Origin of the sequence: Mesorhizobium sp. M5C.F.Cr.IN.023.01.1.1 (assembly GCF_003997585.1) — a bacterium.
Lineage (GTDB): Bacteria > Pseudomonadota > Alphaproteobacteria > Rhizobiales > Rhizobiaceae > Mesorhizobium > Mesorhizobium wenxiniae.
This window is the reverse complement of the sequence record NZ_RZSU01000001.1, coordinates 167,998-181,056: the sequence shown is the minus strand read 5'-3', so window position 1 is coordinate 181,056 and position 13,059 is coordinate 167,998. Positions and strand designations below refer to the sequence as shown.

Genomic DNA, 13,059 nt, shown 5'->3' with positions numbered 1-13,059 from the left:
TAGAGTGCTATTTACATCATTGGGACTCAGCTGTCAAGGTCCAGGCGCGCTCAAAGGGCAGGCGACGACGGCAGCCTTTTTCGGCGCGAGCGTTGTTAAGCGTCTGGATGGATGTTGCATGAATTCCGGCAGCGCGCTCGTCCTTTCTTGACACGATATACCATCTGGAATATTGTTCCGGCATCGCGGTAACCTCCGTAGCTTTCCCGATCCATCTGATGATGGCAAAAGCCAAGCCGAAACGAAAAATATTACAGGAAGCTACATGTCGAGGACCATCGCGCGGGCGCTTTGCAGCAAAAAATGTGGATCCAGGAATGGTAAAAGCTTGGGATTTTGAGACCGACTACCTCGTCGCTGGCGCTGGGTCGGCAGGTAGCGTCCTCGCCGCTCGATTATCCGAGGACGAGAACTCAGTGCTATTGTTGGAGGCCGGCCCGAGCGATTGGAGCCCCTTCATCCACATTCCAGCAGGCTATTTCTACCTGTTGAAGGATCCCCGCTTCAACTGGATGTATAAAACCGAGCCGGATTCCAAGACCTTTGATCGGAGCATTATTGCGGCTGCCGGCAGAGGTCTCGGCGGCAGCAGTTCCATAAACGGCATCCTATTCGCGAGGGGACAAGCTGCTGAATATGACTGGTGGGCCAAGGACCTGGGGTGCCGGGGTTGGGATTACGCAGGATTACTTCCGTACTTTAGAAAATCAGAGGCCTTTGAAGGTGAAGCGTCCCAGCATCGCGGCACTTTCGGTCCAGTCTCGGTCGCGCCGTTTCGCACGGTGCATCCACTTGCGCGGGATTTTGTAAGAGCGGCGGCCGAGGCTGGATATGCAGAGGTAGCGGACATGAATTCTCCGGACAGGGAGGGGGCCAGCCTCTTCCAACAGAATCGCAAGGGTCGCTTCAGGGCGAGTACAGCTTCCGCCTACCTTCGTCCCGCGCTGAAGAAGGGCCGCAATCTGCGAGTCGAGACGAATGCCGTTTGCACCCGGATTTTGTTCGCGGGGAAGGAGGTAGAAGGACTCGAGTTTGTCCTAAACGGAACTCTCCGACGAGTTAGAATACGACGTGAGCTCATTGTTTCTTGTGGCACTCTGCGGTCGCCTCAATTGCTTCAGCTCAGCGGGGTCGGGGACCCTGAACACCTCAAGCAAATCGGCGTTCAAGTCGTTCATGCCTCACCTAACGTCGGGCAGAATCTACGTGACCAATATATAGTCAGAATTTCTCATCGCACCCATGGCATCTTGACGGTCAACGAGATGAACAATTTTGTCAGCATTGCCCTAGAGGGATGGAAGTACCTCACTAGGAATCGGGGACTGCTTACTCTGGGGGCGAGCATGGCTTCTCTGTATTGCAAGAGTTCTCAATCAGCAAAATTTGCTGATTTGCAACTTATGTTCGCTCCAGTGAGTTTTTCGCCATCAGTTCCAGGCGCTCTTGAGAGTACAGGGGGGATGACAATCGGCGTATTCCTGACGTGTCCCGATAGCGCCGGGACTGTGTTGGTTCGCTCTGCAGACCCCCAAGAGTTGCCCGCCATAAGTCCGAACTACCTTAGCGCGTCAACAGACTGGCCGCGACTGCTCGTTGGATTGCGCACTGCTCGGCAGGTATTTGAAATGGATGCTCTCAAGAAGTGGAGTGTGGGCGAGACGACGCCAGGCCACGGCGTCGTCACGGACGACGAACTATACGATTTTGCGCGGCGCGTAGGGTCAACGGCCGCTCACTATGCCGGCACATGCCGTATGGGTTCAGATGACAGGAGCGTAACGGATACTTCGCTTCGCGTTCGCGGAGTGTCAGGGCTGAGGGTAGTCGATAATTCTGTGCTCCCTAGTCCGGTTTCTGGCGGGATGAATGCTACAGCAATTGCGGTTGCCGAGAGAGCTGCAGACCTCATTCGAGGACGTGTCACCGCGTAGTACGGCGAGATTACTCTCCCACCCCTGCACTCACATTGACCTTCCCTTGAGGCCAACGCAAATAGGTTTTCTCGATTACAACGGAAGAGAGGAGGTAGGATATGAGCGAGATCACCACGGCGAAGGACGCGGTCGTCGGACGGTCCACATCGAGCACGGGCTATTGCGCGCATAGAAAAGACCCGGACCGGAAGGCCTGGACATCGCCATCGCGGGGTTCCTTTTGACCAGGGTTCCTATGGCGGCACCAGTCAGCGCTTCGGGCCGAACCAGGCGCGCCTTCTCACATATGGTGCGGCAGGTCCACGCACTTACGGGCCGCGCTCCCTTTGCTTGATGCCGCATCGCTGATGTAGGGGACGCGCCAGTCAGCTCGCTGATTGCGGAGCATTCGCTCAGCGACATCACCGAGTTCTTTTCGCGCATCGTGGCGGCCGGGGCGGCGCCAAGGGCGTCGGAGGTGATCATACAATCACCTTGCTAATAATGCGCGGCATGGCGCGGTCGGGTGTTAAGAAGCCCTTCAGCTTGATCCATTTCGACGCCCACCCCGATATTCAACGAGATCGAAGGCAGCCGCGTCAACTGTGCCACCATTTTCCGCCGGGCTATCGAGGAGGGGTTAGTCGGCCCTAAGCGCTACGTTATGGTTGGCATCCGCGTCAGGCGACATCGAGCCTGGACTGGGCCAAGGCGCAGGGCGTGACGGTGCTTACCAATGATGACTGCGCCGAGCTTGGCCGCCAGGGAGTGAGTGATCGAGTGATCGCATCGAGCGGTGTTGGTGAGCAGCCGACCTCATCAGCTTCGATATCGATGCCTTGGATATTGCCTATGTCCAGGGCGCCCAGTCACCCGGAGCCGGGGGGAACTCAGCGTGCGTGACGTACGAGGTCATCCTCCGCGGCCTGCGCGGAATAGATGTAGTCGGCGCCGACGTCGTCGAGCTTTTTGCCGCTGCTGGATCCGAGCGGCCGGACCGCCATCTCGACCCTTAACGTAGGGTACGAGATTCTATGCCTGATTGTCGAGGCCCGGGGGAAGTACAAGCCTGTCGGCTTACCGAGCCGCCAAGCCGAGCCTCGGCCGCCGCCATGCCGGCCGGGAGGGAATCGGGGGTGTGCGGGCGCGCCCAGCCCGGAAACGTCTCCCGCGCCCTACCTCCACCGCTTTATGCGGCAAAAAACCACAAGGCCGGCCGCCGCTTACCCTTTTTCCACCGCCGGGCTGAACGGCTGAACGGCATGAGGCCTAGGATCTCGACCAGCACCTGAGCGCCGGCGTGTGCCGTGTTTGGTGGTGGAGTGGTATTGGAGAGCGACCTCGACGAGACATCGTCGCCTCCCACGTTGAGCGTTGAGCCCTTCAGACCGCGCAGAATAGTCAGCACCTCTCGCGGCCGATCGAGACGCGTCAGTGCCCGGCGCAAAACGCGGATCAAGGCTGTCGATATCAAAAGAAATCTAGGTCGAGCCGTCGCCGAAATCGCGCGCGTCCTGGCAATCACGGCTGGAATGTGGAACGTGTCGATTTCCTCAGCATGAAACGGTAATGCCGGAGTCGTAGGAGAACTCCCACAGATTTGGCTTGAGCGGATGTCTGGATCGTAGGGTGAACCGGGCCGGGTTTGCCGGAGGCCGTTTCGTTTGATGAGGTGGAACGGCCCGCTACCGCAGCATCAGAGTGCTAAAACGTGGTCGTTATTTCAACGCCACAAGGTAGGAGCCGTTCCGTGACGCATATTACCACCATCGGGCTGGATTTGGCCAAGCAGGTTTTTCAGATCCACGGCGCTGACGCCGAGGGTTCTCCAATCGTCAACCGGAAGCTCCGGCGCGCCGAGGTGCTACGGTTTTTCGAGAAGCAGCCTGCGTGTCTGGTCGGCCTTGAGGCCTGCGGCGGTTCGCATTACTGGGCGCGCGAGATCGCAGCACTTGCTCACGAGGTGCGGCCGATCCCGCCGGCCTATGTCAAGCCGTTCGTCAAGCGGGACAAGACGGACGCCGCCGATGCCGAGGCGATCAGTTAGGCCGTGATCCGCAAGACGATGCGCTTTGTTCCGGTCAAAACGGCCGAGCAGCAGGCGGCAGCGATGGTGCTGAAGACGCGCGGCCTTCTAGTTCGTCTGCGAACTCAGGTGATCAATGCGCTGCGCGCTCATTTATCGGAATTGGGCATCATCGCCGGCATCAGCTCGGCGAAAGTTGCGGGGTTGATCGATATCGTGCGCGATGAGACCGATGCTCGCTTGCCGAAGGCTGCCCGTTTGTCTTTATTGCGCATTTCGCTGATTGTGAGCAGCCATTTCACGCGATGGTGAGCGCTCATTTCATTTGATCGTGAGCAGGTATTTCACGCGATCATGAGCGGCCGCTTCGACCGTCCCTGTTCATTGATTCAGGTGTTTGCGGCTGCGTCAAGAGCGTGAGCGCGGGCGTTGTGTTTTCGCATGCTTTCTCCGGTGAGTTGAAGGCGGTGAGCGTTGTGAACGAGGCGATCCAGAATCGCATCACCGAGCGTGGGATCGCCGATGACGTCGTGCCAGTGTTGCACGGGGATTTGGCTGGTGACGATCGTGGAAGCGCGGCCATGGCGATCATCGAGGATTTCCAGGAGGTCGCGGCGCTCGGCGGCGTTGAGGACCGACAGGCCCCAGTCGTCGAGGATGAGCAGTTGAACGCGCCCGAGCGTCTTGAGCAGGCGGCCATAGCGCCCGTCGCCGCGCGCCAGCGCGAGCGCCTCGAAGAGGCGCGGGACGCGATGATAGAGCACCGAGCGATTGTCGCGGCAGGCTTTGTGGCCGAGCGCGCAGGCGATCCAACTCTTGCCCAGGCCGGTTGCGCCGGTGACCAGGAGATTCTCGTGGCGGTCGATCCAGTCGCCGTTGACGAGCCTGGCGAAGACAGCGCGGTCGATGCCGCGCGGGGTGCGCAAATCGACATCTTCCACGCATGCGCTCTGGCGCAGCGCGGCGAATTTGAGGCGCGTCGTGAGCCGTTTGGTGTCGCGCTCGGCGGCTTCGCGATCGACAAGCAGCCCGATGCGTTCCTCGAATGACAGGGCATCGAGATCCGGTGATCGTCGTTGCTCCTCGAAGGCTTTGGCCATTCCGATCAGGCCGAGTGCGACCAGCCGTTCATGGGTGGGATGGGTGAGCATTGGGTTCTCCCTGGTTCAGTGGAAATAGCCCTGACCGCGAATGTTGCCGTGGCGCAGGGGTTGGTGGTCGGGCGTCTCGTCGAGGAAGCTGCGATCAAGGCCGTTCTTGAGGATCGAACGGATCGAGGCGACGGAGCGTGCCTTGATGAGGATGCCGCGTTGGCAGGCTGCATCGACACGCGCATCACCGTAACTCTTGGTCAGCGCCAGAATGCCGAGACAGGTGCGAAAGCCCTGTTCGGGATGCGGCCGGTCAGCGATGACGGCCTCGAAGAAGGCGGCCGTGGAAGGACCGATCTTCTCGCCGGCGGCGATCAGACCTCCCGGCGTCCACTTGCCGTAGCGGCGATGCGCGCTCGGCATGTGATCGGCAACGGTCGTATGGCCGCGCCGGTTGGGCGCGCGGGCGTGGCTGGCGATCCGCTGACCCTTGTGGAAGATCTCGACGGTGTTGTCGGCGATGCGCACATCGACGAGTTCGCGGATGAGGCGGTAGGGCGTGGAATACCAGTGCCCGTCGACCTCGACATGATAGTCCGGCGCGACGCGGCACCGCTTCCAGCGCGCAAAGACGTATGGCTGGTCCGGCAGTTGTCCCAGCTTCGGCCTGTCCAGCTCGGCGAAGAGTTCAGCGCGGCTGGAGCCGAAACCACGCATCTGGCGGGCGTTGAGTTCGGCGACGAGCACGTGAATCGCGGCGTTCAACTCGGCCAGGGAAAAGAGGCGCTGATTGCGCAGCCGCGCCAGCACCCAGCGCTGGGCAATTTGCACGGCGACCTCGACCTTTGCCTTATCCTTTGGGCGTCTCGGCCGGGCTGCGAGAACTGCCGTGCCGTAATGGCTCGCCATCTCGGCATAGGTCCGGTTGAGACCGGGGTCGTAGCGATCGGGGTTGGTGACTGCGGCCTTGAGATTGTCGCAGACCACGAACTTCGGCACGCCGCCCAGAAAGGTGAAGAGGTTCGTGTGCACGCCGATCCAGTCGGCCAGGCTCTCGCTCGGGCAGGCCTGGGCATAGGTGTAGTTCGAGGCGCCCATCGTCGCGACGAACAGCTTCATGGGGCGTGCTTCGCCGGTGACGGGGTCGAAGACATCGATGGTGTCGCCGGCAAAATCGACGAACACCTTCTCGCCGCCCAGGTGTGTCTGGCGCATCGTCGGGCGGGTGCGCCCTTTCCAGGCCTCAAAGGTCGTGCAAAACCAGGTATAGCCAAAGCCGTCGGGATTGGCGGCGCGATATTCTTCCCACAGGAGCACCCGCGTTACGCCGCGGCGGCGCAACTCCTTCTCGACATAGCTCCAATCGGGCACCGGCCGCCGGGGACTTTGCGACGCAGCCTTGGGCGCCGGAAAGAGGAGCAGCTCAAGGCCTTCGTCATCAATCCCTTCGGGCAGCGGCCAGCTCAGCCCGGCAAGACGGGCGCGCCGCAGATAACCATGCACGACGCCGTTGCTCACCCCGAGCGTGTGCGCGATGACGCGTTCGGTCAGGCCTTGGACATGCCTTAAACGTAAAACTTCTCTGATCCGGCGCATCGACAATCTCTGGGTTGGCATCAGGCTTCCTCGTTTTGAACGAGGCATCCTGTAGACCGGTTGAGTTGTCGGCCGAAGCATCCCGCACCTCCGAAAAGGTGCTCACGATCACCTGAAATCGTTGCTCACGATCGTCTGAAATCGTTGCTCATGATCCCGTGAAATCCGTGCTCACGATGCGGTGAAATCCGTGCTCACGATCGCCTGAAATACGCACGGAAGGATACGAACACTCTCCAGCCGAAAGGGCAATGGAACTGGATCGCCTCCGACCAGGAGCGGGACCAGATCACCGTACAGGCCGACACCTGCCATTCGCGTCCCGTGGCCGCTCCACGCAGGTGTGTCGTCGCTGCCCCATGCCGGTTTGACGGTGTGCCAGTCTTCAACGGCAAGTGCGGGTTCGATCAACGGGTGGGTGCGACGCACGCCGCTGTCGAGAATGCAGACCGCAATATCGGTTGAGGCGGTCTGACGCGCCCGAGAAGCTCGTCGCTCCAGTCCCTTTGCTCCGCGCCGCCAAGGCCCATGAAGAAGGACGGCGTATCCTTCGCGCGCCGCAGCTCGGCGACGACATCGCTGTGCGCAATCATGCGGTCGAGCATTGCCGTGCTGGCGAGTGCCAGCATGACCACCCGCTCCGGAAACCTGACCGCATGCGTGCGCAAAGTGATGTTCAGGGCTTCGGCAATGTGCTCGAAGTTCTCGCGGCGACCGTCGCGCAGCCAGACTTCCCACCACACCTGCTCGTCAGCGGCCTGGGGGAAGAGGTCGTCGTGGTCGGTAAACAACGATCGTGCAGTCGCCAGCCTGACTGTCTCCATGCGGGAGACGAGCGGCTCGTTGCGCGGTCTGCCGCGGTCAGTGTCAACGTCTCGATACGCCTCGACTTTCCGCAAATAATAGGCTTGCGCGCTTTGCGGCAGGAACACCGACGCTGTGATGGGAGCACCGGGTTGAGTTGGCTCATGGACGGCGACCAGCTCCATGTGCTGGCGACGATCGGCCAACTGGTCGAGGGCCGCCCGTCCGGACATGGGCAGATCGATCTCGAGATAAAAGCCAGGCGTGCCGACCGACAGCTGGGGGTCACGCGCCGCAATCTGCTGGCGTGCACTTTCGACCGCTTGTTCGATGGATTGCGTCAAGGCCGCAGCATGCGACGCCCGATCACGCGCCGGCAGCGGCGGTGCATGTATAAGTTGGTTGGGCCGCCGATAGGCTTCCCGAATGCCGTTGTTGCGAAGGTGGATATGGGCGCGGTCGCGCGGAAAATCGTCTGCCATTATGATCTGTGCTGTCGCTACTCAGACAGCGAAGCCTGCCGGCGTTCCTTCAGAGCGTCGATGAGCGCTTCCGAGGTGATCCGCCCCCCCCGCAATATGATGGTTTTTGCAGCGTCGTCGGCCGCGCGGGTGATCTCGGCCTGCGACAGTCTCTCTGCCTGAGAGATCGCCTCGTTCCAGGCAAGCCCTCTGGTGTCGAAGCGGTCGAGTCGAGCCCGAAGCAGCGCCTCGATAATCGGCCGATCGGGCACGGCGTATTCGATGACATCGTCGAAACGGCGGAACAAAGCTCTGTCGAGCAGCTCGGGATGATTTGTTGCCGCAATAATCAGGCTGTGGCTGTCGTCTTGCTCGAGAAACTGCAGAAACGAATTCAGCACGCGCCGAATCTCGCCAACATCCTGGCGTTCGCCTCGACGCGCGCCGATGGCATCGAATTCGTCAAAGAAGTAGACGCCCCGCGTCGCCTGCATTGCATCAAAAACAAGCCGCAGCTTTCCGGCAGTCTCTCCCATGAACTTGGTGATCAAACCATCGAGGACGATCGTGAAAAGGGGCAGATGAAGCTCCCCGGCCAATGCCGATGCGGTCATCGTCTTGCCTGATCCTGGCGGGCCGACCAGAAGCAGTTTGCGACGGGGAACAAGCCCGTGCTCGCGCAAGCTTGCTTGTTGGCGCTGCTCTCCCAGCACGCGGTGCAGGCGCGAGCGCAGACTGTCCGGCAAAATCATGTCGGTCAGTCGCAGGTCCGGATAGCGCACATGCAGGAGCCCTGCGAGCTCGCCCTTTGGCTGAAAAAGGGGAACCGGCCGACTGCTCTTGGCAATCCGGGCGTCCCTGCTCTTGGCTGCGTCGACCAGATCCTTGAGCTCCTGAGCAAGCTTGCCATGGCCTTGACGTGCCTCATGCGCAGCAAGCTGCATCGCGATAGAGAGGAAACGATCCTCGTCGCCGGCAAAGTGGCTTTTAAGCAGCGTCACGATATGGCGGGCCGTGGTCATGGCTCTCTTCTGGGGTATCCGTTTACTTGGCGAAGCGCATGCAACCTAAACGCTTTCAACGGCGATTTGTATCGCGCAATGGTGTTTTTTCTCTTGTCGATGTTCGCCCGTGGCAACTTCAGCGGTGAACTGTTGCGCCGCGGTCATAGGCCAGCCGGAATAACGCCGGCCAGCAGACAACAGTCCGCATCTTCGAGCGCTCGAAGTCTGGCCACTCACGCAGCGTGTCGGGTCCGAACGCTCCAAAGCCGCCCCGCCTGGCAGGTCCATGCGACCGATTGCGGGCGTGCGGCCATAAGGTCTACGCGGGCTCGCATGGCTGCCCGCGCCGCTGGCTAAAAAAGCTGTACACCATCTCACGAAACACCAGGTCCGCTCCTTTGCCGGCCGACGGTCCATGAAATCCCCTCCCCACTCACGACACCGGAGACCTCCTTGCCCACATGGCGCTCAAGCACCGGCCGCCATGGCACCAGCGTGAACTCGCGCGACTTCTCAACGACGGCATATTTTCCGCTGGCAAGCTCGACGGAGCGGCGGAGCGTACCCTCTACTCGTCCTCCGGATCGCGCTTCGGCATAGGGCAGGCCAAGTTCCTCCGACAGTTGGCCAGCAACACGGTTCAGTTCTCGCTGGCGCAGGATCGAAAGCATGTTGGCTCGATAGACGATCCGATCCTGTTCTTCATGCGCGTGGCCTTGCGCGATCAGCCACTCCCGCCGGCGAGCTTGCGCCTCTCTCACGTCGCAGCCGAAGCCGGATCCGTGCAAAGGCTCGGGTCTATCGGCAACCAGCTCCCGGTCGAGCCAGGTGGCGCCGTTGAAGCTGACCTGTCGCTCCAGCGCCATTGAGGAGAGCTTGTCGACAACGAAAGGCTCGGCCCTGGCCCGCTGGCCCTCATAATTCGCGACGCGATCGAGATGGTCCGGCGCGATGAGCCAGGTGCCGTTCGGCTCTCGCTCAACGCCGCCGGTCGCGCGGCGGATCGCCTCCAGCCGCCGCACATGCGTTCGCGCAAAGCTCTCGGTGGCGGATGGGTCATGCTTCAGGTGGATATCGACGTCGTAACGGCCGCCATTCGCGGCGGCGATTTCGGCGATGGTACGATCGACCCGCCTCGGCTCGGTGTTCCTTGGCGCGACACGCACGATGCAGCCATTAGGCATCGTTTCCATCGCCTCGCCTCTACCGATGTCGATCCAATGGCTCTTACCGTCGACGGCGTCGACGATCATGTAGTGGCGGTCATTGATCTCGTCGGCCAGTCCACGCGCGACAACGCGACCGACGAGAGACTGGACGGGCTCGCCGGCTCGATCGTGGATCACCCAGTCGGCGGCACTGCGTGCAAGCCCCTTGCCGGCCAGTTCGCGGTGGATGGTCTTGATGATGTCGCCGCGTTCGCCGGTGCGGCGCAGCGTGGCTTCGAGCTCATCGTCGAGGCGCCAGGAGCCAGCGCCGACCTCCGCGGCCAGACCCATCCGCTCGAGCTTGCGCAGCCGTCCCTGGTGCAGCGTCTGGCGAATGGCGTCGGGACCGCCCGGCGAGACCAGCCCGTCATCATCACGCATGCTGAGCAGCCGACGGTCGATGCTGGTGAAGCGTTCCTGCTCCATTTCCCGGCGCAGGCGAAGCTCAATCTCGCGGTCGGTTCGCGGACCGAGATCGAGGCTGACCAGCTCGGCCGCCCGCTCGCGGATGCCAGATGAGATATATTCGCGCGCGATGACCAGGTTCTCGCCACGGTCGTCCCTGCCTCGGACGATGATGTGGCTGTGCGGGTGGCCGGTGTTGAAATGATCAACCGCGACCCAGTCGAGCTTCGTGCCGAGGTCTTCCTGCATCTGCGCCATGAGCCGCCGCGTCAGCGCCTTCAGGTCTTCATACTCGATGCCGTCTTCGGCAGCGACGATGAAGCGGAATTGGTGGCGGTCGCCGTCCGCGCGATCGATGAACGCCTTGCCGTCGACGCGGTCGCTGTCGGCGCCGTAGAGCTCGCCAGGCGCACCTTCTCGGGTGACGCCGTCGCGCTGAAGATAGCGTAGATGGGCACGCGCCCCGTCCGCGCCCTTGCCGGCGAGCTTGACGATCCGCGCCTTGACGATCACCCGGCGCTGGCGGAAGGCGGCATACCGGTCGCGCGATTTCAGCAGCGCCGCAGCCGCCCCGCCGCGCCCTGTCCGGCTGCCCGTGAAGCGACCGCCGGGCTGGGGCTGGCCGCCGGCTCGGTTGACGGCTGCCCGGACTTGACCGGCATAGCGTTTGCCTGCCTTCGAGCCGCGCGACCCGATTTTGCCGAGCTTCGGCCTGAACTCGTCATCCTTCATGCGAGCCTCCCAGACATATCAAGCAAAATCAGACACTTACACGTCCAACCCTCTTGGCACCGGCGGCAGCCTCCTGGAAAAACGATGTGCAGACAAAGATTTAACCGCCTCCTGGAGGCGGTACCTTTATCTTGCCTTACGCGCCCAGCCCCGCCAGACGCGCCCCCGTCCGCCCATGGCTAACGCACCGGCTCCTTCGGCTGCGCGCCGTCCTTGCCGAGCGGCACGAAGAGATCGCCGTTTCGCACGCCTGAGTGAACACCGTCATGAATGAAGAACAGCGACCGTCCGAGAGGAGCGATTTGCGCCTTTGGAGCGACAGATTGGCTTTCGAACGCCTCGATGTCGGCCGCCGAAACTCCGGCCGCCTTGAGTTGGTCGAGGTACTCGACGGTCTCTTCTGGCAGCGGTTTGCCACGCTTCAAATGCTCGTCGTAGCGCTCGGGACCGGCATTGTAGGCGCCAAACAGGCCAGGAAATCCGAAGCGGTCATACATGGCGCTGAGATAGGCCGTGCCGGCCAGGATATTGTCGCGCGGATCGTGGGGGTTAGGCCCAAGGCCGTGTTCGACCCGCATCTCCTCATAGGTGCCGGGCATCACCTGCATGAGGCCCATGGCGCCAGCGGGGGAGGTGATGGGGCGGCCGCCGCGCATTGTCTTGCCGCCGCTTTCGGCAGCCATGACGGCATAGATCCAGGCTTGGGGAATATGGAAGCGCCGGCTTGCTTCCGATACCAACGTCTGCCACTTTCGCAGCTGCGGACTTTGGGAGATGGCGACCGGCTCAGCGCCGGTCGAGGCGGAACAGGCGCATGGCGCAATGGCGATCATGCCCAACAAGAGGAGGGTCACTCGGTCCATAGCGGTACGAGCCTCCCGATGACATTTTGAGTGGGAACAGGCCCGAAATAGCGGCTGTCGAAGGAGCGGTTTTTGTCGCTGCCGAGCAGGAAAACCTCGTTATCCCCGAGCGCTCGGCAGCCGTTCCACCATGGCAAAGGTCGGCCTTCGGCGTCGATTTTGAGCCGGCGCGCGACGATGTCGCCGCCGATGATGATGGCGTCATTGAAGGCGCAGACATTATCGTCCGGCAGCGCTGCAAGACGTTTTGCCAGCGGCACATTGCGAGGCAGATAGCTGCGCTCGGCGGCGAGATACGCCGCGTATTCAGGCGGGCGCACGAGCACGAGATCGCCACGCGCCAGCGCTCCCGCAGCGATGCGGTAAAGGCCGATCGGCGCGCTGGCCGAGGCGTTCCAGACCAGCCAAGGGGTGGGCTTTCCCAGCGCCGTGAAGCCCAAAAGACCGAGACCGGCCGCGGCCAAGGCGACCGTCTTACGGGCTCGAACACGCCTCAGGCGGCTGCCGATCAGATGGATGGAAGGGCGCCGCCTCATGAACGGCCTCCCGTGCCGCCCTGGCCGGAACCGGCCTTGCCATCGCCGGCGGTGGAGTGCTGCGGGTGTCCTTTCGACCAATGGTCGAGTTCGTCGATGTGATAGCGGACATAGCGGCCGTGCTTGCGGAATTTCGGGCCGCCGCCCTTGAGCCGCATCTTTTCGAGCGTGCGCTGGGAGAGCCCGATATAGAAGGCGGCTTGGGCTGTGCTGAGAAACGGGCTGCCCTTTTTCGCGCGGGCCGCGCGTTCGTTTTCGTCGTCCATGATGATCCTCGTTTCGCTTCGGACAAGCGAGGGCGAGGATGGGCGAGGGAGATCGTCTCGGGGACGGGCGAAGAGTCGGGGGAGAGTTTTCGCCGCCCTTTAGGGCGGACGGGGTTTGGGTGGAACTCCTGGGAATGAGCCCCGCGCCGGG

10 protein-coding genes and 1 pseudogene are annotated in these 13,059 nt (G+C 61.9%); 2 read left to right on the top strand and 9 right to left on the bottom strand.

Annotation, left to right across the window (positions count from 1 at the left end):
• Positions 1–218: 218 nt before the first annotated feature.
• Both EOA78_RS00835 and EOA78_RS00815 read left to right on the top strand, forming a co-directional pair.
• On the top strand, positions 219–1,934 hold the full coding sequence (locus EOA78_RS00835; protein WP_127313446.1) for a GMC family oxidoreductase N-terminal domain-containing protein: 1,716 nt from the start codon (positions 219–221) through the stop codon (positions 1,932–1,934).
• A 1,732-nt stretch (positions 1,935–3,666) separates the two neighbouring features.
• Positions 3,667–4,167: pseudogene (locus EOA78_RS00815) on the top strand (IS110 family transposase); the annotation flags it as partial.
• 164 nt (positions 4,168–4,331) lie between these two features.
• Here the strand turns inward: EOA78_RS00815 and istB are convergent.
• The 9 genes from istB to EOA78_RS00775 form a co-directional block, all read right to left on the bottom strand.
• Positions 4,332–5,093, bottom strand: coding sequence for an IS21-like element helper ATPase IstB (gene istB, locus EOA78_RS00810; RefSeq protein WP_127313444.1), 762 nt, complete (start codon positions 5,091–5,093; stop codon positions 4,332–4,334).
• Between the two features lie 15 nt (positions 5,094–5,108).
• The gene (istA, locus tag EOA78_RS00805) at positions 5,109–6,650 is read right to left on the bottom strand and encodes an IS21 family transposase (RefSeq protein WP_127313443.1); all 1,542 of its coding nucleotides are present in this window, start codon (positions 6,648–6,650) and stop codon (positions 5,109–5,111) included.
• 150 nt (positions 6,651–6,800) lie between these two features.
• The gene (locus tag EOA78_RS36750) at positions 6,801–7,058 is read right to left on the bottom strand and encodes a hypothetical protein (protein WP_245477077.1); all 258 of its coding nucleotides are present in this window, start codon (positions 7,056–7,058) and stop codon (positions 6,801–6,803) included.
• Positions 7,037–7,915: a hypothetical protein gene (locus tag EOA78_RS00800; protein ID WP_245476985.1), complete on the bottom strand. Its 879-nt coding sequence runs from the start codon at positions 7,913–7,915 to the stop codon at positions 7,037–7,039. The genes EOA78_RS36750 and EOA78_RS00800 overlap by 22 nt, the downstream gene beginning before the upstream one ends.
• A gap of 17 nt (positions 7,916–7,932) precedes the next feature.
• Entirely contained in the window at positions 7,933–8,916 is a 984-nt protein-coding gene (locus tag EOA78_RS00795; RefSeq protein WP_127313442.1) for an ATP-binding protein, read from the bottom strand.
• Between the two features lie 356 nt (positions 8,917–9,272).
• Complete coding sequence (gene rlxS / locus EOA78_RS00790) at positions 9,273–11,243, bottom strand: relaxase/mobilization nuclease RlxS (protein WP_126038545.1); 1,971 nt, start codon at positions 11,241–11,243, stop codon at positions 9,273–9,275.
• Positions 11,244–11,422: 179 nt separating this feature from the next.
• Entirely contained in the window at positions 11,423–12,106 is a 684-nt protein-coding gene (locus EOA78_RS00785) for a lytic transglycosylase domain-containing protein (protein WP_024505647.1), read from the bottom strand.
• Positions 12,094–12,642: a S26 family signal peptidase gene (locus EOA78_RS00780; protein ID WP_029354919.1), complete on the bottom strand. Its 549-nt coding sequence runs from the start codon at positions 12,640–12,642 to the stop codon at positions 12,094–12,096. Before EOA78_RS00780 ends, EOA78_RS00785 begins: the two co-directional genes overlap by 13 nt.
• Positions 12,639–12,908: a helix-turn-helix domain-containing protein gene (locus tag EOA78_RS00775; RefSeq protein WP_029354917.1), complete on the bottom strand. Its 270-nt coding sequence runs from the start codon at positions 12,906–12,908 to the stop codon at positions 12,639–12,641. Before EOA78_RS00775 ends, EOA78_RS00780 begins: the two co-directional genes overlap by 4 nt.
• Positions 12,909–13,059 lie beyond the last annotated feature (151 nt).